This is a genomic window from Streptomyces sp. NPDC029292, from assembly GCF_055569295.1.
The window spans coordinates 196,538-221,017 of sequence record NZ_JBVHXR010000017.1; the positions used below are offsets into that span (position 1 = coordinate 196,538).

The 24,480-nt window shown below is 68.7% G+C and carries 24 protein-coding genes and 3 pseudogenes; 13 read left to right on the forward strand and 14 right to left on the reverse strand.

Features of this window, described 5'->3' with window-relative positions; genetic code table 11:
* Positions 1–3 precede the first annotated feature (3 nt).
* Positions 4–1,620, reverse strand: a complete 1,617-nt coding sequence (locus tag ACZ4WS_RS32530) for a sodium/solute symporter (protein WP_467986170.1) — start codon at positions 1,618–1,620, stop codon at positions 4–6.
* Positions 1,617–2,153: a DUF485 domain-containing protein gene (locus ACZ4WS_RS32535; protein WP_467986172.1), complete on the reverse strand. Its 537-nt coding sequence runs from the start codon at positions 2,151–2,153 to the stop codon at positions 1,617–1,619. The genes ACZ4WS_RS32530 and ACZ4WS_RS32535 overlap by 4 nt, the downstream gene beginning before the upstream one ends.
* A 577-nt stretch (positions 2,154–2,730) precedes the next feature.
* Here ACZ4WS_RS32535 and ACZ4WS_RS32540 point away from each other — a divergent pair.
* Positions 2,731–3,738 carry an NADP-dependent oxidoreductase gene (locus tag ACZ4WS_RS32540; RefSeq protein ID WP_467986174.1) on the forward strand — a complete coding sequence of 336 codons (1,008 nt, stop codon included), beginning with the start codon at positions 2,731–2,733 and terminating at the stop codon, positions 3,736–3,738.
* Entirely contained in the window at positions 3,735–4,541 is an 807-nt protein-coding gene (locus ACZ4WS_RS32545; RefSeq protein ID WP_467986176.1) for an SDR family NAD(P)-dependent oxidoreductase, read from the forward strand. Before ACZ4WS_RS32540 ends, ACZ4WS_RS32545 begins: the two co-directional genes overlap by 4 nt.
* 273 nt (positions 4,542–4,814) lie before the next feature.
* Here ACZ4WS_RS32545 and ACZ4WS_RS32550 read toward each other — a convergent pair whose 3' ends face one another.
* Entirely contained in the window at positions 4,815–4,964 is a 150-nt protein-coding gene (locus ACZ4WS_RS32550) for a hypothetical protein (RefSeq protein ID WP_467986177.1), read from the reverse strand.
* A gap of 7 nt (positions 4,965–4,971) precedes the next feature.
* Here ACZ4WS_RS32550 and ACZ4WS_RS32555 point away from each other — a divergent pair, with 7 nt between their 5' ends.
* From ACZ4WS_RS32555 to ACZ4WS_RS32585, 7 genes are all read left to right on the forward strand, one after another.
* Complete coding sequence (locus tag ACZ4WS_RS32555; protein WP_467986178.1) at positions 4,972–5,526, forward strand: TetR/AcrR family transcriptional regulator; 555 nt, start codon at positions 4,972–4,974, stop codon at positions 5,524–5,526.
* Positions 5,527–7,167: 1,641 nt separating this feature from the next.
* Positions 7,168–7,527, forward strand: coding sequence for a peptidoglycan-binding domain-containing protein (locus ACZ4WS_RS32560; RefSeq protein ID WP_467986180.1), 360 nt, complete (start codon positions 7,168–7,170; stop codon positions 7,525–7,527).
* A 121-nt stretch (positions 7,528–7,648) separates the two neighbouring features.
* A complete protein-coding gene (locus ACZ4WS_RS32565; protein ID WP_467986182.1) occupies positions 7,649–7,879 on the forward strand; it encodes a hypothetical protein in 231 nt (76 codons plus the stop codon).
* A 45-nt stretch (positions 7,880–7,924) separates the two neighbouring features.
* On the forward strand, positions 7,925–8,416 hold the full coding sequence (locus ACZ4WS_RS32570) for a hypothetical protein (RefSeq protein ID WP_467986184.1): 492 nt from the start codon (positions 7,925–7,927) through the stop codon (positions 8,414–8,416).
* 201 nt (positions 8,417–8,617) lie between these two features.
* Entirely contained in the window at positions 8,618–8,905 is a 288-nt protein-coding gene (locus ACZ4WS_RS32575; protein WP_467986186.1) for a transposase, read from the forward strand.
* 2 nt (positions 8,906–8,907) lie between these two features.
* Entirely contained in the window at positions 8,908–9,813 is a 906-nt protein-coding gene (locus tag ACZ4WS_RS32580) for an IS3 family transposase (RefSeq protein WP_467986188.1), read from the forward strand.
* A gap of 146 nt (positions 9,814–9,959) precedes the next feature.
* Complete coding sequence (locus ACZ4WS_RS32585) at positions 9,960–10,880, forward strand: immunity 49 family protein (protein WP_467986189.1); 921 nt, start codon at positions 9,960–9,962, stop codon at positions 10,878–10,880.
* Positions 10,881–11,062: 182 nt separating this feature from the next.
* On the opposite strand, the gene ACZ4WS_RS32590 is transcribed toward ACZ4WS_RS32585, so the two are convergent.
* Both ACZ4WS_RS32590 and ACZ4WS_RS32595 read right to left on the reverse strand, forming a co-directional pair.
* Entirely contained in the window at positions 11,063–11,272 is a 210-nt protein-coding gene (locus ACZ4WS_RS32590; RefSeq protein ID WP_467986191.1) for a hypothetical protein, read from the reverse strand.
* Positions 11,273–11,674: 402 nt separating this feature from the next.
* On the reverse strand, positions 11,675–11,797 hold the full coding sequence (locus tag ACZ4WS_RS32595; RefSeq protein WP_467986305.1) for a hypothetical protein: 123 nt from the start codon (positions 11,795–11,797) through the stop codon (positions 11,675–11,677).
* 134 nt (positions 11,798–11,931) lie between these two features.
* Here ACZ4WS_RS32595 and ACZ4WS_RS32600 point away from each other — a divergent pair, with 134 nt between their 5' ends.
* Positions 11,932–12,336: a hypothetical protein gene (locus ACZ4WS_RS32600; RefSeq protein WP_467986306.1), complete on the forward strand. Its 405-nt coding sequence runs from the start codon at positions 11,932–11,934 to the stop codon at positions 12,334–12,336.
* 616 nt (positions 12,337–12,952) lie between these two features.
* Here the strand turns inward: ACZ4WS_RS32600 and ACZ4WS_RS32605 are convergent.
* The 6 genes and pseudogenes from ACZ4WS_RS32605 to ACZ4WS_RS32630 form a co-directional block, all read right to left on the reverse strand.
* Positions 12,953–13,519 carry a GNAT family N-acetyltransferase gene (locus ACZ4WS_RS32605; RefSeq protein WP_467986193.1) on the reverse strand — a complete coding sequence of 189 codons (567 nt, stop codon included), beginning with the start codon at positions 13,517–13,519 and terminating at the stop codon, positions 12,953–12,955.
* 234 nt (positions 13,520–13,753) lie between these two features.
* A pseudogene (locus tag ACZ4WS_RS32610) lies at positions 13,754–13,992 on the reverse strand (transposase); the annotation flags it as partial.
* An 83-nt stretch (positions 13,993–14,075) separates the two neighbouring features.
* The gene (locus ACZ4WS_RS32615) at positions 14,076–15,038 is read right to left on the reverse strand and encodes an SDR family NAD(P)-dependent oxidoreductase (protein WP_467986195.1); all 963 of its coding nucleotides are present in this window, start codon (positions 15,036–15,038) and stop codon (positions 14,076–14,078) included.
* Positions 15,039–15,321: 283 nt separating this feature from the next.
* Positions 15,322–16,566 carry a hypothetical protein gene (locus ACZ4WS_RS32620; RefSeq protein ID WP_467986197.1) on the reverse strand — a complete coding sequence of 415 codons (1,245 nt, stop codon included), beginning with the start codon at positions 16,564–16,566 and terminating at the stop codon, positions 15,322–15,324.
* A 408-nt stretch (positions 16,567–16,974) separates the two neighbouring features.
* On the reverse strand, positions 16,975–17,619 hold the full coding sequence (locus ACZ4WS_RS32625; RefSeq protein WP_467986199.1) for a dihydrofolate reductase family protein: 645 nt from the start codon (positions 17,617–17,619) through the stop codon (positions 16,975–16,977).
* Positions 17,620–18,206: 587 nt separating this feature from the next.
* Positions 18,207–18,375: pseudogene (locus ACZ4WS_RS32630) on the reverse strand (IS256 family transposase); the annotation flags it as partial.
* Positions 18,376–18,382: 7 nt separating this feature from the next.
* Between ACZ4WS_RS32630 and ACZ4WS_RS32635 the strand changes: the two are divergent.
* On the forward strand, positions 18,383–18,532 hold the full coding sequence (locus tag ACZ4WS_RS32635) for a hypothetical protein (protein ID WP_467986311.1): 150 nt from the start codon (positions 18,383–18,385) through the stop codon (positions 18,530–18,532).
* A gap of 2 nt (positions 18,533–18,534) precedes the next feature.
* A pseudogene (locus ACZ4WS_RS32640) lies at positions 18,535–19,083 on the forward strand (DDE-type integrase/transposase/recombinase); the annotation flags it as partial.
* A gap of 180 nt (positions 19,084–19,263) precedes the next feature.
* Here the strand turns inward: ACZ4WS_RS32640 and ACZ4WS_RS32645 are convergent.
* From ACZ4WS_RS32645 to ACZ4WS_RS32655, 3 genes are all read right to left on the reverse strand, one after another.
* Positions 19,264–20,703, reverse strand: a complete 1,440-nt coding sequence (locus tag ACZ4WS_RS32645; protein ID WP_467986201.1) for a gamma-aminobutyraldehyde dehydrogenase — start codon at positions 20,701–20,703, stop codon at positions 19,264–19,266.
* A 16-nt stretch (positions 20,704–20,719) separates the two neighbouring features.
* Positions 20,720–21,121, reverse strand: a complete 402-nt coding sequence (locus tag ACZ4WS_RS32650; RefSeq protein ID WP_467986202.1) for a YybH family protein — start codon at positions 21,119–21,121, stop codon at positions 20,720–20,722.
* A 77-nt stretch (positions 21,122–21,198) separates the two neighbouring features.
* The gene (locus ACZ4WS_RS32655; RefSeq protein WP_467986204.1) at positions 21,199–22,734 is read right to left on the reverse strand and encodes a purine-cytosine permease family protein; all 1,536 of its coding nucleotides are present in this window, start codon (positions 22,732–22,734) and stop codon (positions 21,199–21,201) included.
* Positions 22,735–22,838: 104 nt separating this feature from the next.
* On the opposite strand from ACZ4WS_RS32655, the gene ACZ4WS_RS32660 reads away from it, so the two are divergent.
* Positions 22,839–24,290 (forward strand): PucR family transcriptional regulator, encoded by a 1,452-nt coding sequence (locus ACZ4WS_RS32660; protein ID WP_467986206.1) that lies wholly within the window; start codon positions 22,839–22,841, stop codon positions 24,288–24,290.
* Positions 24,291–24,480 lie beyond the last annotated feature (190 nt).

The following is a 24,480-nucleotide window of genomic DNA, read 5'->3' on the forward strand; positions in this document are numbered from 1 at the left end:
TGGTCATTCGGCTGCGGCGAGCAGCCGTTCCTCGCTCTCCTCGTACAGCCGTCGGTTCTCGCGGCCCTCGGCAGCGCGTCGTCGGTGGTCCAGACGGCTGCCCAGCCAGCCCGCCAGGTAGCCGAACGGTATGGAGACCAGGCCGGTGGACTGCATGGGGAACAGGTCGAAGTGGGCGTCGGGGAAGACGGCGGACGGCGTGCCCGAAACGGCCTGGGAGAGGCCCATCAGCACCAGCGCGCAGGCCGCGCCGCCGTAGAGGCTCGCGAGCAGGCCGGTGCGCGTGAAACCTCGCCAGAACAGGGAGTAGGTCAACGCGGGGGCCACTGCCGACGCCCCGATGCAGATCGCCAGCGTGGTCAGTACACCGACGTCCCAGTTCTGGACCACGGTGGAGAGCATGATGGCAACGGTTCCCACGGCCACGCTCGTCCACGCCGCCACCGTCATCTCCGTACGCGCCGCCGCCTGTCCCCGGCGCACCGCATGGGCGAACAGGTCATGGGCGAGCGACGAGGCTGCGGCCAGAGTCATCCCGGCGACCGAGGACAGCAGGGTGATGAACACGGTGCCCGCCACGGCCGCATAGAGAATCGTCGCGCCTGCGGAGGCGCCGTCGCCGCCCAGCACCCGGGACAGCATGAGCACCGACGTCCTGCCGTGCGGGTCGGCCGCGGTGATGTACTGAGATCCCACCAGCGCCGCCGCGCCCGTACCCATGACGATCACGAGCAGGCAGAACGTGGTGACCGTGCCGACCGCCCACGACATGGAGCGGCGCACGGCGGGCACGTCCCGCGCGGAGAACAGGCGCATCGTGATGTGCGGCAGGCAGGCCACGCCGAGGACCACGGTGATCTGGAGACTGACGAAGTCCAGCCGCTCACCGGCAGAGGTGCCCAGTTGCAGGCCCTGCTGGAGGAAGGCGGGGCCCGCGCCGCTGCCGCGCTCGGCGGCCCGGAGCAGGTCGCCGGGACTCCAGTCGAAGCGGTTCAGGACCAGGGCGGCGATGGTGACGCTGGTGCCCAGCAGGAGCACGATCTTGATCATCTGGATGAGGGCGGTGCCCCTCATGCCGCCGATCGCCGCGTAAATGATCATCAGGCTGCCGACGAGGACGATGCACACCGTCCTGGCGCCCGCCAGGTGCGGGATGCCCAGGATGAAGGTGAGCAGCGACCCGGCCCCGGAGAGCTGGACGACCAGGAAGGGAAGAGTCGCCGAAAGCGTCACCACGCAGGAGGCGATACGGACGGCCCGCCCGGGCATGTTGCGGGCCAGGACGTCGCCCATGGTGAACCGGCCGGCGTTGCGCAGGGGTTCGGCCAGCAGGAACATCAGCAGTACGAGCGACATGGCCGTGCTGACTGCCAGCACATAGCCGTCGTATCCCGCGAGCGCGATGATGCCGGTGGTGCTCAGCACCGTGGCCGCGGAAATGTAGTCGCCTGCGATCGCCAGACCGTTCTTGAGCGGTGTGAGCGAGAGGTAGCCGGTATAGAAGTTCGTCAGGTCGTCGCGATCCGGTCCTGCCATCACGCACATCAGCAGCGTGAAAGTGGCCAGGGCGGTGAACAGAGTCAGGACGGTGGCCTGCGTCCCGGAGCTGAAGTCGTTCATCTGGTCATCCCGGCGTCCCGAGTCGGCCGGGCCGCCCGCTCTCTGACAGCTCGCGCCAACGGGTCCACGGAGCGTTGCGCACTGCGTCCGTACCAGAGGACCGCCGCGAAGGTGACGACGAGCTGGAGGACCCCCAGGGCCATACCCAGGCTCAGCTCCCCGGCGATCTTGGATCCCATCAGGTCCGGCGCGTAGCAGGACAGCAACACGTACACCACGAAGGAGCCGAGCGCGGTGAGCGTGGAGACCCGGCGGAGCAGGCGGTAGGCCGAGCGGAGGGCGGCGAGGTCGGCACCGCGCCGACCGGTCTCGTGCCCGTACGGCTCGTGCCGAGGGGCGTGCCCGTACGAGTCGTACGCAGAGGCGTCGTGTTCATACGAGTCGTGCCGAGGGGTGTCGTGTCCGTGCGACTCCTGCCACGGATCCCGCCCGTACGAGTCGTGCCGAGGGGCGTGCCCGTAGGGCTCGGTCTGCGGCTGCGTCCATCCTGTCGGTGGTGGTGGCGGATACCGGTTGTCGTCGGCGTAGGTCATCGCGTGGCCTTCCAGTGCGGCTCGGATCCGTGGAGGTGGGCGCGGTCGAGTGGGGGTGGCGGCGCACGATACCGACTGGTTGGAATGCCTGATAAGCCTGCTGGGCGTTACGTTTTGGGTTCGATGCCGCACCGGGCCGACGGTCGGGTGCCGACGGGTACGGATCGGGTGGGTGTGGTGCTCTGCGTCGGCGGCTTCGACGACCTTTGGTGCGCTGTGTGGTGGATCAGCGAGGGGAGAGGGGATGCGGATCCAGCCTTCCCATGCATCGCCGGGAGACTGTCCATCTCCTGCGCAAGGCCAAAGCCGCCCCGGAGAAGCGCGGCGAACAGGCCGCCGCGGATCAGGCGGCGGACCGTGCTGCGCACGCCGCCCGCACTGACGACGCAGGACGCCTTCCCTGCTCGCTCTCCGACTGCTGTCGGGCCGGATGCCCGCCATGTCGGCCGGAGTCGGGGATCGGGGCCCCGACGGCTGGGGGACCCGCACGGGCGGATGGTGTGTGGCGAACGTCACGCCCGCCGACGTACCTACTGGTCGGTATGGTCGCGGGGAGCCGCGAACGACAGGAGACGCGATGTCTGCGACCAACCGCCAGATACGTCTGGCAGCCCGCCCCGTGGGCGAGGCAACACCCGATGACTGGGAGCACCGTTCCGGGCCCGTCGAGGAACCGGGTCCGGGCCGGTTCGTGGGCCGGACGCGCGTCATCTCCCTGGACCCGGCCATGCGGGGCTGGCTGGACGACCGTCCCTCCTACCTGCCGCCCGTGGGCATCGGCGAGGTGATGCGCGCCGGATCGGTCATCGAGGTCACCGCATCCAACCACCCCGACTTCCAGCCCGGTGATCACGTGGTCGGCATGTTCGGCGTCCAGGAGTATGTGGTCTCCGACGGCCGGGGCGCCACGAAGATCGACACCTCCCTCGCCCCGCCCTCGACGTATCTGGGGGCGCTGGGCATGCCCGGCATGACCGCCTACTTCGGCCTGCTGGACGTCGGGGCGCTGAAGGACGGCGAGACCGTCGTGGTGTCCGGGGCAGCCGGCGCGGTCGGCACCATGGTGGGTCAGATCGCGAAGGCCAAGGGCTGCCGGGTCGTGGGCATCGCCGGAGGGCCGGAGAAGTGCGCGTTGCTCACCGATGAACTGGGATTCGATGCGGCGATCGACTACCGCGCCGACGATGTCAGGAAAGCGCTGCGCCAGCATGCCCCCGACGGCATCGACGTCTACTTCGACAACGTCGGAGGGGACATTCTGGACGCCGCCCTGACCCGGCTGGCGATGCACGCGCGCGTCGTGGTCTGCGGTGCGATCAGCCAGTACAACAACGCCACGCCGGTCAAGGGCCCCTCGAACTACCTCTCGCTGCTGGTGCGCCGCGCCCGCATGGAGGGCCTCGTCGTCTTCGACTACGCCAAGCGCTACCCGCAGGCCGCGCAGGACATCTCCGCCTGGATCGGCGCCGGCCGCATCAAGGTCAAGGAACATGTGGTGCGAGGGACCGTGGACGACTTCCCCGAGACGTTGCAGATGCTCTTCCGCGGCGAGAACGTCGGCAAGCTCGTGCTGGAGCTGGCATGACGGGCGCCGAGCGCGGGGCCGCCGCCCCGCGGGGAGAACAGACGGTCGGCGCCGCGCTCCAGGGCAAGGTGGCGATCGTCACCGGCGGTGCCGGCGGACTGGGCCGGGCCACGGCGCTGGCACTGGGAAGGGCGGGGGCCCAAGTGGTCGTCGCGGACCTCGATGCGCAGGGCGGCCGGGAGGTGGCCGACATGGTCGGCGGGTACTTCCGTGCCTGTGACGTCTCCGCCCCCGACGCCAACCGCGCCCTGGTCGACTTCACCCAGGAGCAGTGCGGCGGTGTCGACATCGCGTTGCTCAACGCGGGAGTTGCCACCGGGTGCGGCGTCGGCGAGGACTTCGACCTCGCCCGCTACCGCCGGGCGATGGGCGCCAACCTCGACGGGGTGGTCTTCGGTACCCATGCGGTGCTGCCGGCGCTGCGGGCCCGCGGAGGAGGGTCGATCGTGGCGACCGCGTCCCTGGCAGGCCTGACGGCGGTACCGCTCGATCCTCTGTATGCGGCCAACAAGCATGCGGTCGTCGGGCTCGCACGCTCCTTGGGGCCGGCTCTCGCGCCGGAGAACGTGCGCTTCAACGCGGTCTGCCCGGGGTTCGCCGAGTCGCGGATCATCGATCCGCTGCGCGACATGCTCTCCGAACAGGGACTGCCGGTCATCCCGGCTCAGGCCGTGGCGGACACCGTGCTGCGGATTGTCACCGGCGACGGCACCGGGGAGTGCTGGTTCATCCAGGCCGGCCGCGAACCGGAGCCGTTCCGCTTCCGTAACGTCCCCGGCCCGGGCAAGCTCGTCGGAGCCTGAGAAGGCCCGCGGCAGTTCGCGATGGTCGCGCGGTGCCTGTGCCACTGCCGGTCGGGGAAGCGGGGAAGAGAGAGTCGTACGCCCGGACATGGCGCCCGCCCGGCGGCGGCCGACCCGCGGGCGTACTCGGCACTCCGTCCCCCGTGGTGAGCTGCCGGCGGCCGGCCGGTCCTGCGCCTGCTCTCGGCAGCCCGCGGGATCCGGCCGGACAGGGGCGGGCCTCACGAACCACCCGGCCCGCCCCCACCGCCGCAAGGAACCGGCCCGAACGCCTCAGCGCGTGATCGGGCCGAACTCCTTGCGCGTGTCCACCGGTTGGCCGAAGAGCGACCACCGCTCGCCCTTGAACCGCATCAGTTGCATCGTCTCGATCGGGAAGGCGTCATCGCGCCCGGTGGCCAGGGTGACGCCGGGCAGCAGCATGCCCACCTTGTGCGCTGCTGGACGCGGCGTTGGAGGTTTCACCGAGCGCGGCTACACCGACGCCAGCCTCACCGAGATCGCGGCGCGCTCCGGCGTTCCCGTGGGCAGCCTCTTCGAGCACTACGGTGGCAAGAGAGGGCTGTACCTGGAGCTGTGGGAGGAGTTCCGGGAGGAACAGGAGCGCAGGACGGCAGGGATGCTGGCCGAGGCGCGCAGCCGCGGGGTGGAAGACCCCATCGCCCTCTTCGTGGAGGGAGCGAGGGCCTACCTGGAGGGTGCCTGGGAGAACCGATGCATCGGCAGGCTGCTCGTGGAGGACGACGGCCCGGCGGGCTTCGACGCGCTGCGGCGGCAATGGGACCGTGCGTGGGTGCGGCGAAACGCCCGGCTCCTGGAGGTGGACGAGCGGCGTCGCGCGGGCCGGGTACGGGTGATCGTGCTGACCACGGTCATCGGAGGGGCGGCGCGGGAACTGGGCGACTGCGCGGACGAGTTGGAAGCCCGGGAGATTGTGGACGAGGTGTGCGGCATCCTCTCCCATTTGTCGGCGTCGCCCGGTTGAGCGTCCGGCCCTGGCCCCGGCGGCGGCACGGCATGTGCCGTACCGCCACCCTCTCCACCGAACCTGGGGCGGGCGGTTCTCCGGCCGGGAGATCTTGATCCCCATTCCGCAGGCGCCACCCAGCAGGGAGTCGGCCCGCAGATGGCCGAGTCCGTTCGAGTAGCGCACGACGCCGTCGAAGCTGCGCGGCTGGGCGAAGATGCCCTGCGCGTAGGCCCGCGGTGCTTCCAGGATCAGGACCGTGGCCTTCACCAGTCCGTAGCTCTTGCCGTGAGCGGTACGCACGGCGCGCCCGACGCCTTCGGTCCGGACCGAGTCGCGGATGCGTTGACCCACGTTGCGGACGACCTCAGCGAGTTCCTCTTCGTATCCCGGGCACTCACTCGCGGCACGGGAATACGGTGCCGTGATGCCCGGCATCAGGGCCGCCGGACCTCAATCAGCCGTGGCCACGCACGGCTGGACCTCGGTGATCCCGACGCCGAAACAGGGGCGCGCGCCGAAGTCGGCGAAGCGGTGAGGACGCCGGGTTCGTAGTAGGCCGGACCGGTGGTCGACGAGGGCATATCCGTGCTGGTGGCGGATGGCGCAGGCCCGGCCGACGGCGCATCGCAGGAGCAGGAGCAGGACGCCTGGCCGCCGGCCTTCAGGTCCGAGGCAGCGCCCGGCGGGTGGTCGCCGGCGGTCAACTCCGCCAGGCAATTGAGGAATGTGGCCTGCGTCCCGGAGGGGCGGATGAGACAAGGCCGCACGGGCTGCGTATCGCATCACAACGAAACAACAAGGCGAGGCCTGATCCGTGCGGCTCAGCTTCCTTTCACGGAACTGTCCCTGGGAACACAGGACATGGCCTTGCACGTACTTGCTTGAGGAGGACTGCCGGTGGGCCTCAACGACACCGAACCACAGCAAGCTCCCGGTTCGGGTCCTGACGTCGCGCAAGAGATACAGGACTCCTTTCAAGCCGTGCTGGACGCCTTGGACGCCGTACGCGCCGACCTGTACGCCTTCGACGTGCAGCAGGACCTGGCCGAGATCCTGCCGCCGTCCCGGGCCCGACACAGCGAACCGGCCACGGACGCCGGCTTTGCTGATCCGCCCACTACCCCCTCCTCCACCCCGACCCCGACCTCGTCCCTGCCCCCAGTTCCGCCCCCGCCCCCACGGGCACAACCGGCAAGGCATGGCCCCGACCCGTATCCGGATCGACCGCATGCCGTCCCGCCGTCCGTCGTGGAGCCACTGCGGACCACTGGCGCACGTCAGGCCAATGTTCAGCAGGATGTCGTGGTGGAGCCGCTGTGGCTGCGCGGGGCGCATCTGGAGACTGTTCCAACCCCGCCGAGGGGAAGGCCGTCAACGGCGCGTGGCGCAGGCCCGACGCACGCCGCGCCGCCGGTGACCTTTCTGCCCCCGACCCCCGAGCGCAGGGGCGCGCGTCGCGGGACCGGTCCGCACCCGGGCACCACGCGGCCGGCCACCCCCCAACACCCCGTCGTGAAGTCGGACCAACGTGTCGCCCCGCCCTCGGAGGCGCTACCGACACCTGTCCGCGCGCACGCGGCGAGGAGAAGTCAAGGATGGCGGCGCTTCACCGACCGGCGGGAAACCCGTGTCGCCGGAGTCTTCGGGGTGGGCGCCGTGAGCGGATTGATTCTCGCCTCCTCGCTGCTGGCCAACAACAACCCCGTACCGGAGGTCCGTTCCCCGTCCTCTGGACGGATGGACCAGCCACTGCCCGACAACCCGGCTCCCTCGCTCCCCGAGATCCCGGGCACGGGTGTGCTGCGCCAGGGCGACAGTGGCCACGGAGTATATGAGTTGCAGGTACGTCTGCTTCAGGTTCCGAACATCTACGACGGCGGTGCGATCGATGGCAGCTACGACCAGGAGGTCCGGGCGGCCGTGGCCAGATTCCAGGAGTGGTACGGCATCCGCGGCGACGAGACCGGCGTCTACGGCGACCACACTCGCCACGCTCTCATGTTGCGGACCAAGTAGTCGGCGGCAGACATGCGATGGCTACGGCGCGCCGAGGCGGCAGCTCACGCAGTCGCACGTTTCGACAAGACGAGGGCCGACACTTCTACGGGGCCCGAAAGACCCCACCGAAGCCCAACTCATGGAAGACGAAGGCAACGTGCGGCGAATGTCTGCCGCGATCCCGCTCACCGACGATGAACGCGCGGCCGTCGACGACGGCCAGGCAGTTCTGGACCGCCTGCTTGATCGTCTGGCTGGCACTCCGACACCCGCAGGCCCGACACCGCGCGCACTCGACGTGCCGGCGACCGCACGCCTGTTGCCGCCCGTCGCTGTCCGGCAAGGCGGCGCAGGCTCGGCGCCGCGCTGATATTCGGAGTGCGAACTGGCTCGGGAGAGTGTCACAGTCGCTGTCGTGACCTTGATGGACGTACTCGTCGACTTCTCCCGCACTGGCCGGATCGGGCCCCTGAGCTGCGGAATGTCCCTGGCTCAGGCTGAAGACCTCCTCGGCCCGGGGCGCCCGCACCCGGCCCATGTCATGAAGGGGCCCGATATCGACGGCTACCCGTATTCCTGGGACGGGCTGCAACTGGTAGTCATGCGGCGGGCTGTCACCGGCATCTGGATCAACCTCTGGCCCGGTTCGACCGACAAACTTCCGCCGTTCGTCCTGCCTGATTCCGAGTCATTCGAGGCCACGATTCTCCGCGAGGAGCTGATCGCCGCCCTCGACAGCGCAGGCTGCCGTCATGCGGTCAACAGCACCCTCACCTTCGGCCGGCAGTCAAGCCTCGTCACCCAGCCCGCTGACGTCTGCGCGGTCTTCAGCCTGCCGGGACGGGACAACCACGTGCCGCACCGTGATCGGCACTACCTCGACGTGATGCACAAACACACGGCTTGACGCTCGGATCGAGCCCTGGTTGCTTACGTGACTCGAAGCAGCAAGTCAGCGTGATGCGGCTGGGACGCGAGCAGTCGTTTGCCGGAGCGTTTCGGTAACGACGAAAGCGGACTGAAGTTCCCCCGCTGAGCTGGACAGCCTGATACTGGGACCGATGAGTCCCGGAGGAAGCAGTTCCAGGTAGTGAGCAAGAAGAGCAACATGAGCAAGCGGTACACGGCCGAGTTCAAACGCGACGCGGTCGCGTTGGTGCACTCGTCAGGGAAGACGGTCACCGAGGTCGCCCGGGAGATCGGCGTCAGCCCCGAGGGACTGCGCAACTGGGTCAAGCAGGACCAGGCCGACCGCGGGCACGGGCCTGCGGGCGCCCTGACCAGCGATGAGAAAGATGAGCTGCGGCGTCTGCGGCGGGAGAACCGGGAACAGCAGCAGACCATCGAGGTCCTGAAAAAAGCCGCGGCCTTCTTCGCGCGGGAATCGACGAAGTAGCCGTGCGCTACGCGTTCATCGATGCGGAGAAGGCCACCGAGGACAACCCGGACGGCCACGGCGTCAGCCTGATGTGCAAGGTCCTGGGGGTGTCCCGCTCCGGCTACTACGCCTGGCGTGCCGCACGCCCGGCCGCCGAGACACGAGCGGGCCAGGAGACCGAGCTGGTCACGGAGATCCGGAAGCTCCACACGCAGTCCCGCCGCGCCTACGGCTCCCCGAGGATCACGGCCGCATTGCGCCGCAAGGGCCGGCGGATCAACCGGAAGAGAGTCGAGCGGCTGATGCGCGAGCACGACATTCGGGGCATCACACGCCGCAGGCGCCGCGGCCTGACCAGGCCGGACAAGAAGGCGATCCCGTCCCCCGACCTGGTCGGACGTGACTTCACCGCCATCGAGCCCGGCACGAAACTGGTCTCCGACATCACCTACCTGCCCACCCTCGCTGGCTGGTGGTACCTCGCAACCGTCATCGACCTGGCCACCCGGGAAGTGATCGGCTATGCCATGGCTGACCACCACCGCGCCGAGCTCGTCGTCGACGCGCTGAAGATGGCCGCCGGCCGTGGACTGCTCAAGGAGGGCTGCATCGCACACTCCGACCGCGGATCCGAATACACCTCACGCGAATACCGTAGCCAGATACGGAAGTTGAAAATGCGGCAGAGCATGGGCAGAACAGGCTCCTGTTACGATAACGCCGCAGCCGAGAGCTTCTTCGGATTGCTGAAAGCGGAGATCGGGACCACTCTCTGGGAGTCCCACGAACACGCACGAACCGACGTCTTCCGCTTCATCGAGGTCGAGTACAACCGCACCCGCCTGCGCAAGCATCCCGTCTACGGGTACGTCACCCCACTCGAAACCAGGGCACTGACGACACAAGACCTCACCCCCGCAGCGTAACCACCCGCTGTCCACGATCAGGGGGGAACTTCAGGACTGCACTACGTCCCGAAGTAAGGGGAACCGACGAAAAGTTGATGCGCTCAGTGACGGAAGCGTTGGTAGCGTGCCACCGCCGGCCGTAAGGATCAAGGAAGGACGACAACGTGCAGGAAGTGACGTGCCACAGCGTCAGTGAGCAGCGGATCGCCCAAGCGCTGGAGGACATCGACGGGCGGACGTTTCGCCGCTGGCACTGGCTGCGCTACGGCGACCTGTCCCTGAAGTCCCTTCAGGAGATGTGCGACGAACTCCTCGACCACGTCGCCGCTCGTGCCCTGGAGGACCCCACGCTCAGCGCTGCCCCCTCACGCACAGTCCTGCGTACTGCTGCGGAGTGTGCCCTCGGGGTGCTGAGTCTCGGCGCCTTCCCCAACGGCGACTTCGAGGTCCTCTTCCCCCTCATCGACGAGACGCTCAGCAGCGAGGACCTCAGCTTCGGCGACGCCGTGGACCAGGCGCCCACCACGAGGACCTGGCTGGACGCGTTCGCGATGTGCCTGGCCAGTGGCGCGGTCTGGGAGCGGAACCGGGTGATCGGTCTGCTGCTGCGGGAGGACTATGCGCCCGCGATCCGCGACGGGGTGCCGTACTCGCCGCTGGAGTCGCGGTCGGATCCGGCGGGCCTCGCGGAGATGGATGCGTTGTGCGGATACCTGGCCAAGGCGCGCGGGCATCTGCCCCGGGACTGGCCCTCTGTGACTCTGTGCAAGCCGGACGTCGAAGAGCGCGGGGCTGCGGCTCGGCGATTGGACGCCCTCGGTGCGCTGACGCCGGATCAGCAGCTGCTCCGCGTGCTCCTGGAGGACGACCAGCCGGCCTTCGAACGTGCCCTGAATGGTCGTCTCGTCCAGTACCGCGAGAGCGCAGCAGCCGATGCGGCCCCCCGAAGTCTGCTGCCGGTCGGCACGATCGCTCTGGCCGCGCTGGCTGTCCAGGTGCACGGGTGGGAGTTGGGCATCAGGTCCGGCTATCTACCGGAAGGCCTGCTGCGTGCCCCGGAGGGCGCTCCGCAGGTCGGGAACTGACGCCGGCGTGGTGGCCCGCGGCTGCCGGTCCGCCCGGGCCCCGGTGAACCAGGTGAAGGGAGATGGGTTTCGTCGGTGAGCCCTCGGCGCTGGCTCGGCCCCGGCGCCGTTTGCCCAGGCGCTACTTGAGCTCGTACTCGCCGATATGCCGCTGTACGACGGCACGTTCGCGACTGAGCCGCTCAATCAACGCTCGTGACTGCGTCGGCCAGCCGGTAGGGCGGCCGATGCAGGGTGATGCGCAGCTCGGCAAAGCGCAGTTCGAAGAACGGCGCCTGCGAGGGCTGCTGCTGGTTGCGTTCGGTCGGCCGCGTGTCGGCGGAATGGATCAGGCCCGTATCGAACCGCGGAGTCGCCTCTTCGGCCTGTTGCCGGGCGTCGGACGCTGGCATGCCGAAGCCACTGTGGGTGAGGGCACCGGCGGTTCGAAGTTCGCACTGGTCCTGCTGCTGAAACCGTGCTGCCGACGTATGGGCTCTCCGACCTCCCACCGTGTCTGGCCGGGTGTTTCCCTGCGTATGCAGGGGAGTGCCCTCCTCACTATCGGAGAGCACAAAGCCGCCAGACTTCATGGGCTGGCCGCACTCGCGACAGGCGGGGGCGCCGTTGGTCATGTGGCGCACCCCAACGGAGCGACCGCTTCGCCCCGAAGCAACTTGGCTGGGCTTCCGAGCTGGAGCCTTCGCGCCTCTCACCTGCTGCGATGGTCCGTAGGCGTGCGTGGTTGTCCACCGCTGTCTGTCGGCGTTGTCACTCAGTCAGACACTCGGCACAGCCCAACTACGAAGCCCCGACTACTCGTACGCTGTCGGCGCTCGCAGCCCTCGTGCGAAGAAGCTCCAGTCACCGTTGGCGGGCAGCTCACGGCCGGCGTTGCTGTACCAGCAGTCCGCGTCGTCGATCCGCAGGGCCTCCAGGAACTCAGCGAGGTCCGCGTTCTCCCACGAGTGGCCCTCCTCGGCATCACGATCTGCCCATGGCCCATGTACTCGGGTAGAGCTGAGTACTTGCGCTCTGGGCCGGTGACGGGGTGAGCCGCAACGCTTGGGCCATGCGCCAAGGACTACTGAAACCCGTTCTCCAGCTGTTGTCCATCCTCGTGCTGGCTGGGGTAACGCTAGCGGTGTGGGCTGCCTGGCTGGGCTGGGACCAGCATCGTGACGTGCAACCTGATGGCACGACGACCGGCCCGTACGAGGCGTGGCAGGTGATCGGGCTGGTGCTGACTCTGCTGGTACCGGTGTACTGGGCGGCATCCCGGCGCTACATCGCAGGCGCTGTGCTCGGCACCACGGTTGGTCTGACCGTCGCCGCCTATGACGACTGGTCGGACGACTCCAGCGGCCTCTTTATGGTCGGCGTGGGGATGGTCATGATGGGGAGCCTCGTCGCGACCGCCCTCGTTTCCGCCGTGATCGCCTCTGCGAAACGAGACGGACGACGGATCGGATCTTGACGGCACGCTGCGCTGCCCCCGACAGACACTGCTGGTTTGGTGCGACCACTGCTGAGTTGGGTGCGGAGCCCAGCGGTTGCCCCAAGAGATCCGCAAGACTGTCGTTGCCGTCAGAGACACGAAACGCCCTCGAGGGGAGATCTGCTCTGGGGCTCTCCGGGGGCCCAACCAGGGTGACAGCGGGTTTTGCGGGCTACCCGTTGCGCCGAGGGTCAATCGGGTCATCGCTGGCACGTCATCTGGTTCCTTGACGCCGAGCTGGCGTCGACCTGCGACGAAGAGTCTGCGCATCGCGTCGCGAAGGCGCTCCTCGGGTGTGGCGTTCGCGTTGTTTTCGGCAGGGTGAATGGGAGCCACTTGGGCAGCGGGAATGAGAGCCGCCTTCCTCCATTCGGGGAGGGGACGGACCTCGACTCAAGTTCATGATCGGCAATGGAATTGAGAGCCACCCCTATCGGGCGACTTTCGAGTTGGCTGCACTTGAACCGGAGCGTCGGCAGCGAGCGGCTGGCCCGGATGTCGTAGCTTGATGACCCCGGGCCCTTTGAAGCAGTGTCCCTGACAGGCGCGGACCAGAAGGGCCCGGTTTCGTTGTCGTGATCAGGCTGCCCTGCGGTCAGCGCACTGACGGGCGTTGGTGAGCGGCCCAGTGTTCGTCGGCGGTGATGCCCATCAGCACGACGTCGTGGTAGCTGCCCGCGAAGAATTCGTGCTGCCGGAGCCGTCCTTCTTCGACAAAGCCGAACTTGCGGTAGAGGGCGAGCGAGGCATCGTTGAATGCGTAGACCCCCACTTCGCACTTGTTGTACCGCTGTTCGGCGAACATGTAGGTGAGGATCAGCTCAGTGGCTTCCGTAGCGTAACCGTTGCCGCGATGATCGCGGGTGATCACGATCCCTGTCTTGAATCGTCCTGCGCGGGGGTCGGTTTCTCCAACCGTCACAGATCCTGCAAAGGCCTGATCGGCTACTGTCTCGATTACCAGCCGGAAGGATTCGCCTCCTGGTGCACGTCCAGCACGCTCGGCGGTCCAGGACCGGAAACTCTCACCCGAGCGCGGCGGCTCGACGAGATCCGCGTTGCGAACGTCGACGGTGTGCTGGGCAAGCGCGCGGAAGCCCTCCCAGTCGTCTGGCTCGACGCCCCGCAAGCGCACCTTCTCGCCCACCCACATGTCGCTCATGACGCCCCTGATACCGCAGCCGATGTGCAGGCGCAGGCGGCCATGCACTCCAAATGCATCACGATAGAGGCATGCGTCCGCGAGGTGCTGAGTAGGTGCTGCTTCGGTGTCGTGACCCACTTGCTTGGACTCACCGCGTCGTCCTGGTCCGTTCGGCTTCGGTGGCCTGGAAGCGGTAGGACTCGGTGCCGGTCTGGATCAGTGTGCAGCGAAAGGTGATTCGGTCGGCGATGGCCGCGCAGTCTTCCAGGTCTTCATGCGGGCGAAGACGTGCTCGACTCGGGCGCGGACCTGCTTGTGGGACTGGCTTCCTTCCAGCCGGGCAGAGCTTCGCCCTTGCGCCGCCTGTGGGGCATGACAAGTCCGGTACCGGGATAGCCACCATCGGCGATTGTGGTGGTCTTACCGATGGCGGCCTTGGCGCCGGACTCCTCCCACGCCTTGCAGTCGTTGCGGTTGCCTGGCAGAGGCCTCGCGGATCGTTGATTCGTGTGGTGTGACCGGCCCGGGGGTCGGCTGGCCACTGATCTGAAACGGTGACCTGCGACGTCCGGGGCTAGGTTGCCGCCGCGAAAGCGTCGACGCCCGTGAGGTCGGCCGACAGCGCCCACAGGCGCGCGGCCTGCTCGGGGTCGGTCGCGTGTGCGTGCACGCCGCCTTCCGAGCCGTCGCCGGCAGGCTCGGCTATGTCGCAGTCCTCGCAGTACACGCCGCCCATGCCCGCCAGCTGGGGGGAGGTCGCCGCCCATACCTGCGTCGCCGCGCCCTGCCCGGGCGCCTTGAAGGTGGGATCGGTCGGGTTGCCGTGCTCGTCGATCCAGCCCGCGTCGACCATCTCCGCCTTCGCGAGGTGGCGCTGCAGCGGGGTGAGGATGCTGCCCGGATGCAGCGCGAACGCTCTGACTCCGGCGTCGCGGCCGAGCGCATCGAGCTGCACGGCGAACAGCACGTTCGCCGTCTTCGCCTGCCCGTACGCCTGCCATCTGTCGTAGCCACGCTCGAACTGCACGTCGTCCCAGCGCACGCCGGTGATGCCGTGCGCGCCGGAGGACACGGCGACCACACGCGCGCCACCGCGGGCGATCGCCGGCCAGAGATGGTTGATCAGCGCGTAGTGACCGAGGTGGTTGGTGGCGAACTGCGCCTCCCACCCCGGGCCGACCCGCGTCTCGGGGCAGGCCATGACCCCAGCGTTGTTGATCACGATGTCGACCTTGCGACCCGAGGCCAGGAACCGCTCGGCGAAACCGCGGACGCTTTCGAGGTCGGACAGGTCGAGGTCGTCGGTCTCGACGCCGTCGATGCCCTCGACCGCCTCCTGAGCGGCCGCCCGTCGCCGGGCGGGGACCACGACGCGGGCTCCGGCACCCGCCAGGGCGCGGGTTGTCTCCAGACCAAGTCCCGAGTATCCACCGGTGACGATCGCCGTGCTGCCGGACAGGTCGATCCCGCTCAGGACGTCGTCCGCGGTGCTCCGGGCACCGAAACCCGATCCGATCTTGTGCTGAGGTGTCGTCATGACGGAGACGCTAGATGCTGGACTGCGCTCTAGGTCAAGGGCCGGTGACGGCGAACGGCCGGGTCCAGCCGTTGCGTCTGGGCCAGATCACCACAATCACCGACGGTGGCTATCCCGGTAACTGGTGCGGAACGGTCTTGGGCGTGTGAGGCGCCCGCATTCCATAGAGTGGGGTTTGTTGAACATCGAGGAATCTCCTGGCCCCTCTCGTCCGCGCACAAGTTCACGTACACAGTTCGGTGCGCTCCAACTTGCGTACACGGAACCTGTACGCGGACGCCCCTCAGTGGATCCGGGTGAGCGGGGTCCAGGACGGAACTTCCAAGCTGTGCAGACGGCCGGAGACGACTGCGTCCCGGGACAAGGTCACTCCGAACTCCGCCGCCAGGGTTTCGCACAGCCACCGTGCGGGGCCCGATGGGTCCGAGGCGAGGTCGGTCGGAAGGCGGCGAGGGTCGAGGGCGGGTGGTACGTCTCCCCGTACCGTGGGCTCGAGGCTCCTGGTCGGGCCGACGGCGACTTCCCACACCACCCGTCCGGCCCCGGCAGCTGTCACGCGCAGCACGGGCGCGTCCGTGTCGAAATCCCATGTTCCGGCCAGGCTCAGAACCGGGTCGCCCGAGATCGCCGACGCCGACGGGGCAGGAGACTGCATCGGCCCCCGTGCTGCTTGCTCGACCAAGGCGAACGCCCAGCCTCGGGCTTCGGGGCCTGTTCCGGCTCGCCCCACGGCTGCTGCTGACGCGTTCCCGTTCCAGATCACGGCCACGGCCGAGGCGCGGCCGGGCTGCCCTTCAGTCTTCTGGGGTGCCGGTGCCGGGGGATAGGCGGTTTCTTTCCGCTTGTTGGCGGTGACGGGGTGGGGGGACATGTTGCCTTTCGTGGCGATGATGCGCGGCAGGTCCGTTGGATCCGCCCCGCGTGCCAGCACAAGCCACCAATTGGTGAGTGCCCTGGACTCCTCCACCAGCCAGGACAGGCCGTCCCGCCCGGCCGCGTTGGGCGATGTCTCGGCATCGTCCGCCCGGTGTTCCGACGCGGCATCCCCGCGGGGTATGGACAGCAATTCCCTGGCTCGTTGGGGTGTGAGCAAGGGTCCCAGGACCCCATCCGCCTTGAGCCCCAGCGGGGCCACATGTTCCTGCTCGTCGTAGGGGCGCCATGCTCGCATGCCCTCGCGGAGCACTGCCCACGCCGCGTTCACTGCGCCCCAGCGCGCGAGCTCCCGCGCTTTTGCCACCGCTTCCCCGAACGGGCCCTCGACGGTGTGGTGGTAGGTGCCGCCGGCTACCGCGCGCGACACCGACTCGATCAGTTCCACACCGGCCTGGGGGAATGCGCTCAGCAACTGCTCCTGATCCGGGCCTTTGCCGAACGAGGCAACCTGGGCCAGGAACAAGCAGCTACAGGGCACCAATTCCCGCACCGCCCACGTCGTGTTGCCAAGGCCCGTGGGAAGGGCCTTGACGGGTCGGGATCCGAGCAGGGCGCCCAGCTGCTGCTGGATCGAGGCGGCCCTCACCACCATGCTGTCCGGCGAACTGATCAGGTATCACAGGGACTTCGGCGTTGACGGGACGGCCCCGCCACGATCTCCCAGTGGGCACCAGCCCGCCCAGAGCGCACGGAGGCGCACCGCCATTTACCGGCCCCCGGCGAGAACCGAAGGTGCCTTACGTTGCTGTCCGGAAACTTCGGGGCACCTCAGGGACAGCGGCTGCGGCGGATCGTGGTTCGCGGCGGGCCGTATCCGGAGCTGTTCAGTTGGGCGCTGCCCTCGAACCGCGCAGGAGCCAAGCAGGCCCGCCGTTCATACGGCTGTGCGATGGTTGTGGACGAGTACCGGGGCCTGTATCGGTAACTCGCCCGCAACTACGCGATCATTTACTGAAACGCCCGCATCGGCCGTGCTGACATCCCCGAGTGGGCCCTCGTGTCACTTTCGCCAGAACAGGTGGTGCGTCACGCCGCTCGGGCTGGGCACGACTTCAAGGTGGAACCGGTCGAGCAGCTCATCGGGTGACTCCCAGAGTCGTACTCCGGACCCGAGCTTCACCGGCGAGACCGCCACATGCATGGTGTCGACGAGGTCGGCGTCGAGGAACTGCCGGATGGTGGTGACCCCGCCGCCGAGTCGGACGTCCTTGCCCTGCGCCGCCTCCCGCGCCTGCTCGAGGACCGTGGCCGGGTCGCCGTCGACGAAGTGGAACGTGGTGTCGGAGAGCGTGAACGACGGACGCTTGTGGTGGGTCATGACGAACACCGGGGTGCGGAACGGGGGCTCGTCACCCCACCAGCCCTGCCACTCATGGTCGTGCCAGGGCCCGCGCTGGGGCCCGAACTTGTTGCGGCCCATGATCTCGGCGCCGATGTTGCGCGCGTAGTCTCGTGTGAAGTAGTCGTCGAGACCGCGGCTCCCCCCGGGGTCGGTGCGCATGGGCCAGCTCGCCGTGGCGCCGGCCCAGGCGAACAGCCTCTCGGGATTGACGTGGCCGAACGGACTCTCGAGGCTCTGGTCCTCACCGGCACCGATCCCGTCACTCGAGACGTTGAAATTCTGGACTCTCAGTAGCTGAGCCACGTGTTCCTCCTGTGTTGTCGATAACGGTGGTGAGACTCTCCGGGCCGGGAAAACTCATCGCTGCGCCCGTGACCGGTCAGAAATTGGGCTACCTACTGTTCTGACCTGGGAGGTTAGCCGCCTGCGGCGCCGTGGACGGATCGTCTCGCCGTACTCGCTTCTGGTACGGCCGACGTCATGGCCAGCGAGGGGATCGCGTGAGTGATCTCCGGTCAACTGGCCTGGTCGCGACCTGCATGATCATCGTCCCGCACGTCGGGGTCTTCACCGGGGTTTCCTGGTCACGGCATGGATCGCAGCGGGGGGTGCTGCGCCGTTATCCCCGGCGGCTGGAGCAGCGGCGGGGGCTCAGGACCGGGGTCCTCGGTGACGACGACGCCCACGGCCGAGAGACCCCGCCGATGGCGAACGGCCGCTGCGCACCGTCGAGGTGGAGCCCTTCTCGCTGTCGGCGACCGCGGTGATCAACGCCGAGTTCGCCTCCTTCGTCCGCGCGCCACATCTGTGACTGACCCGGCAGGCCCGCTCGCAAGTCCTCGGACAGGTGGGGAACTGTCAATTTGACGGTGCAACTGTGGTAGTTGGGGTCAGATGCGGGTTACTGAGAGGCGTCCGGCGAAGGCGGTGTCAAACGCCTGCAGGGCCCGCTTCCAGCGGCTGTCCATCGCTCGCGGCCGGTGCCGGTCAGGTCGAGGCTCATCACCGCGAGGAGACGCACTTCAACACGGCCGCCTCTGACGGGAAGTGCCCGTGGGCCGGGCCGGTGGAGCTCATCCGTCTCACCGAGTTGGGCACGCGGGCCGTACGGCAGCGGCTGCTGGCGGCCGGCCGGGACGCACCGCTGGTCGGTGAACTGGCTCAGGCGCCGGCGGCCGGCGCTTCGGCGGTGTCGAGCCGATCTGCCGCGTGCTGACCATGCACGACTGCAGCATCGTCCCCTCCACCTACTACGCCCACAAGCAGCGCCAGGCCCTCCCATCGGCCCGCCAGCTCCGCGACGCGGAGCTGAAGATCCTGGCCAAGGAGATCTACGACGCCAACTACCGAGTCTACGGAGCGAGGAAGGTCTGGCGCGAGCTCAACCGACGAGGCCACCAAGAGGCCCGCTGCACCGTCGAGTGCCTCATGCGTGACCTCGGCATCACCGGCGCCGAGCGTGGCAGGAAGGTCGCCACTACGATCGTCGATCCGGCCGCTGGGCGGGCTCCGGACCCTATGGACCGCGACTTCGTCGCCGACGCCCCGAACCGGACCTGGGCCGCGGACTTCACCCACGTCGCGGCCTGGGCCGGCACCGTCTATGTCGCCTTCGTCGTGGACACCTTCTCCCGCCGCATCGTCGGCTGGTCCGTGGCGACCACCAAGCACTCTGAACTGGTCCTGGCTGCCCTGGAGATGTCGCTGTGGCAACGTGACCGGTCCGGCACTCCGCACCGGCGAGGGGAACTGATCCATCACTCCGATGCCGGTTCGCAACCCGGACTCAACCGGTCGTCGCAAGCTGGGCGTCTTCCAGTCCATGGGCAGGGTCGGATCTTGTTTCGACAACGCCGTCAGCGAGGTGTTCAACAGCGTCCTGAAGCGGCTGTGGAACCCGTCGCCAGCCCCGGTGCAGGGTCGGGGCGGGCGACGGGTTCCCGGATGTCAGAGCGACGTCATGACGTGCTTGATCCGGGTGTAGTCCTCGAAGCCGTACGCGGAGAGGTCTTTGCCGTAGCCGGACTTCTTGAACCCACCGTGCGGCATCTCGGCGACGAGTGCCATGTGGGTGTTGATCCACACACAGCCGAAGTCGAGGTTCTTCGACATCCGCATCGCCCGCGCGTGGTCCTTGGTCCACACCGAGGAGGCCAGTGCGTAGTCGACGCCGTTGGCGTACTGCACGGCCTGGGCCTCGTCCGTGAACGACTGGACGGTCATGACCGGGCCGAAGACCTCGTTCTGGATGATCTCGTCGTCCTGCCGGAGGCCGGAGACCACGGTCGGGGCGTAGAAGTAGCCCTTTTCGCCGACCTGGTGGCCGCCCGCCTCGATCGTGGCGTGCTCGGGGAGGCGCTCGATGAAGCCGCTGACCTGGGCGAGCTGGTTCGCGTTGTTGAGCGGTCCGTACAGCACGTCCTCGTCGTCCGGCTGCCCGGTCCTGGTGTCGGCCGCGGCCTTGGCGAGGGCGGCGACGAACTCGTCGTGGACCGACTCGTGGACCAGGACGCGGGTCGCGGCCGTGCAGTCCTGACCGGCGTTGAAGAAGCCGCCGACCACCAGGTCCTCGACTGCCTTCGCCAGGTCGGCGTCCTCGAAGATCACTGCCGGGGCCTTGCCGCCGAGCTCCAGGTGGACGCGCTTGACGTCCTTGGCCGCGCTCTGGGCGACCTGGATGCCGGCGCGTACCGAACCGGTGATGGAGGCCATCGCAGGGGTCGGGTGCTCCACCATCAGGCGGCCGGTCTCACGGTCGCCGCAGACCACGTTGAAGATTCCGCGGGGCAGTGCCAGCTCCTCCAGGACACCGCCGATGATCTCGGCGATCAGCACCGTGGAGGCCGGGGTGGTGTCCGAGGGCTTGAGGACCACCGCGTTGCCCGCCGCGAGCGCCGGGGCGAACTTCCACACGGCCATCAGCAGGGGGTAGTTCCACGGCGCGACCTGTGCGCACACACCGACCGGCTCGCGGCGGATGATGGAGGTCATCCCCTCCATGTACTCGCCGGCCGAGCGGCCCTCCAGCATGCGCGCCGCGCCCGCGAAGAAGCGGACCTGGTCGATGGCGGGGGCGAGTTCCTCGCTGCGGGTGAGGTGGAGCGGCTTGCCGGTGTCCCGGCTCTCCGCGGCGACCAGCTCGTCGGCCCGTGCCTCCATCGCGTCGGCGATCTTCAGCAGCGCGCGCTGCCGCACGGACGGTGTGGTGTCGCGCCAGACGGGGAACGCCGCGGCTGCGGCCGCCATCGCCGCGTCGACGTCCGCCGCCCCCGAGAGCGGGGAGGTCGCGTAGACGTCACCGGTGGTGGGGTCCACCACATCGAGCGTGCGGCCGTCCGAGGCGTCCGCGAACGCACCGTCGATGTAGTTGCGGAAGGTGGTGCTCATGGAACGTCTCTCCTGGTCAGGCAGCGGTACGGGCGGACAGATGCTCGTGGACGGCCATCCAGCCGCCGTCGTCGGCGCGGGCGAAGACGATGGTCTCCCGCTCGTGGACCGTCTCCTCGCCGGCGTTGGTGGCGACCCGGGTTTCGACGTCGTGGCTGAAGACGGCCGTGTCGCCGAAGGGCTGGATCAGCTGTGCGGACGAGGTGCAGCCGAGGATGCGGAAGCCGTCCTGCTCCACCCACTGCTGCCAGAGCGCGCGGTACTCGGCCGTGGAGCCGAGCCGCTGCGGGGTGGTGTGGAAGACGAAGGTCGCGTCCGGGGCGAAGGCGCCGAAGTAGTCGTCGAGGCGGCCCTCGGCGAAGGCGGCGACGAGCGCGTCCGCGGCGGCCTGGATTTCCTGGACGGTGGTGGTGCTCATGCACGGCTCCTGGTCACAGGCGTTCGGCGGCGGGGCCGGAACGCCTGGCGTTCGGTTACGAGGGGGACGGCGAGGGCTCAGTGGGCCACGGCGGGCTCGGTGACGGTCTCCTCGGTGCCGCCGGTGATCGGCGGCACCGGGGCGTCAGACGCCCGGACGAAGCGGGGTCCGGCCGGTCCGTACACGGCGCGCGGCTCGGGGAACAGAGTGAGCAGGGCGAGGTAGAGCACGATCGCGAGGGCGAGGCCGACCGGCAGCGAGATGTCCGTGCCGCCAGCGAGGTTGCCGAGCGGGCCGACGAACTGGCCGGGCAGGTTGGTGAAGAGGAGTGCCACGATGGCGGAGATGAGCCAGGTGGACATGCCGCGCCAGTTCCAACCGTGTGTGAACCAGTAGCGGCCGCCGCGCTGGCGGCGGTTGAAGACCTGCAGCGCCTCCGCGTCGTACCAGCCGCGCCGGGTGACATAGCCGAGCGTCATGACGACCATCCACGGTGCGGTGCAGGTGATGATCAGCGTGGCGAAGGTGGAGATGGACTGCGCGAGGTTGAGCGCGAAGCGGCCCACGAAGATGAACGCGATGGACAGGGCGCCGATGAAGAAGGTGGCCTGGACGCGGTTGAAGCGCGTGAAGACGCTGGAGAAGTCGAGACCCGTGCCGTACAGCGACGTCGTGCCGGTGGAGAGGCCGCCGATCAGGGCGATCAGGCAGAGCGGCAGGAAGTACCAGCCGGGGGAGATCGCGAGCAGCCCGCCCACGTAGTTGGGGGCGGCCGGGTCGACGTACTTCGCGGCCTTCGACGCGATGATCGACGCGGTGGTCAGGCCGAAGAGGAACGGCAGCAGGGTGGCGATCTGGGCGAGGAACGCGGCCCCCATCACCCGGCGGCGCGGGGCCCCGGCCGGGATGTAGCGGGACCAGTCGCCGAGGAACGCGCCGAAGGAGACCGGGTTGGAGAGCACGATCAGCGCGGCGCCGATGAACGACGGCCAGAACAGCGGGTCGGCGGTGGAGGCGAAGCTTCCCGGGTAACTGGGGTCGAAGTCACCCGCGAAGGCGAAGGCGCCGAGCACGAAGAGAGCCGACGCCGCCAGCACCGCGATCTTGTTGACCAGCAGCATGAACCGGAAACCGTAGATGCAGACGACCAGGACGAGCCCGGCGAAGATCGCGTACGCGATGCCGTAGGTGACGTCCGACTCGGGGACGTGGACGAGCCGGTGCGCTCCGCCGACGAGCGCGTCCCCCGAGGACCACACCGAGATCGAGAAGAACGCGACGGCGGTGAGCAGGGAGAGGAACGAGCCGACGACCCGGCCGTGCACGCCCAGGTGCGCGGAGGATGAGACGGCATTGTTCGAACCGTTGGTGGGACCGAACAGTGCCATCGGGGCCAGCAGCAGCGCACCCGCGACAAGGCCGAGGACGGTTGCCGCGAGACCCTGCCAGAAGGAGAGGCCGAAGAGGATCGGGAAGGCGCCCAGCACACAGGTCGCGAAGGTGTTGGCGCCGCCGAAAGCGAGCCGGAACAGATCGATCGGGCGGGCTGTGCGGTCCTCGTCCGGGATCCGCTCGACACCATAGGTCTCGATTTCGGTGATCGAGGTTGTCACGGGCGCTCCACCTTCTGTTCATGTGTGGGGACGGTCTCGACAGTGTGTGGCCACCGGATGGCCATCGACAATTGTGTCCGTCACAGAGCCGTACACTTTCTTCTGTGGCCAGCAACAAACTCACCGTCGAGGATCTGCTCTCCTTCCCGGCACTCCAGCTCTCCGTGAAGGCCGGCAGTGGCGGTCTGGGCCGGTCCGTGTCCTGGGCGCACGCCAGCGAGCTCGCCGATCCGACGCCCTGGCTCCTGGGCGCCGAGGTGATCATGACGACAGGCCTGGCGATCCCCCGTACCGCGGCCGGACAGCGCGCCTATCTGGAGCGGCTGGACGACGCCGGGGTATCCGCTCTCGCGCTCTCCGCGCAGCTGCACATGCCCCCACTGCACGACGCGTTCTTCAGGGCGGCGGAGGAGCGGGGCTTCCCGGTCCTCGAAGTGCCACTCGCCGTCCCGTTCATCGCTGTCGCCCAGGAGGTCGCGGCCTCGGTCCAGGAGGACGCCCGGCACCGGCTGGGCGCGCAGCTCCAGGTCTTCGGCTCGCTGCGCTGGCTGGTCGCCGAGAACCTCGACACACCCGCGCTTCTGCGCCGTCTCGAAGGCCTGTCGGGTTACGACGTCTACCTCTGCACGCCGCAGGGCCGCCCGCTCCTGCCCGGCGTTCCCGCGCCGGATCCCGCTGTCCTGCCCGCCTCCGTCGACGCTCCACCGACGATCCCCGGCGGATTCGTCCTCCCGGTGCCCGCGCCCGGCGGCCCGGCGGGCTTTCTCGTCGCGTACGAGCGTCAGGGCGCCCAGCCCGCGGGACTCGCCGTCGTTCAGCACATCGCCACCGTGGCGGCGCTGCGGCTGGCGATGGTGCGCAACGAGCGCGAGACGCTGCGCCGCGAGGGCGCGGAGACGCTGGCCGAGCTGCTGCAGGAGGTGCTCGACCCGGAGGCAGCGCGCCGCCGGCTCGCCCGGCACGCGATCGAGGGCGACACCGTGCTTCTCGTGGTGCGCCACACCACCGACGAGGCGCTGCTGTGCTGCCTGGAGGACCGTCCCCATCTGCTGCTCACCCGGGGCGAGGACCGCTACGTCCTAGGGGCGCCGGAGCTGGCGGCGGCCGTCGGTGAGCTGCCGGTCGTGGCAGCCGGGATGAGCCGCCCCTTCCTGCCGGGCGCCGCACTGAAGGTCGCCCAGCGCGAGGCGCTCTGGGCGGTCTCCAAGGCCGTGGAGTCGGGCCGCCCCGTCGTCCGGTACGGCGACGACTCAACCGGCCGGTGGCTGCCCGACGACCCCGCTGTCCTGACCGCACTGGTCGAGCACGTGCTCGGCGAGGTCCTGCGCTACGACGAGTCCCATGACTCGCAGCTGCTGGTCTCCGTCCGCACCTGGATGGAGCGCGACCGCCGTACCGAGACGGCCGCGGCGGCGCTCCACATCCACCCGAACACCCTCGCGTACCGGCTGCGCCGCTTCGGCGCTCTCGCCCACCGTGATCTGACGTCGACGGGGGCCCTGGCCGAGGTCTGGCTGGCGATCCAGGCAGCGGGGGCGCTGGGCCTCACCGACTGATCCTCGGCAGGACAGCGCGCCCCGTCGAACCGCGGCCAACACCGAGACCACTCGGACGAGCTACAGCCGACCCCACCTCACCATCGCGGACATGCAGTCTATGAATCGTCGCAGTTCAGAACCGGTATCTGGGCTCCCGCGGTCGGAAAAGTGGAGTACAACCAACCGGGTCCGGCCCGGCCAGTCACCT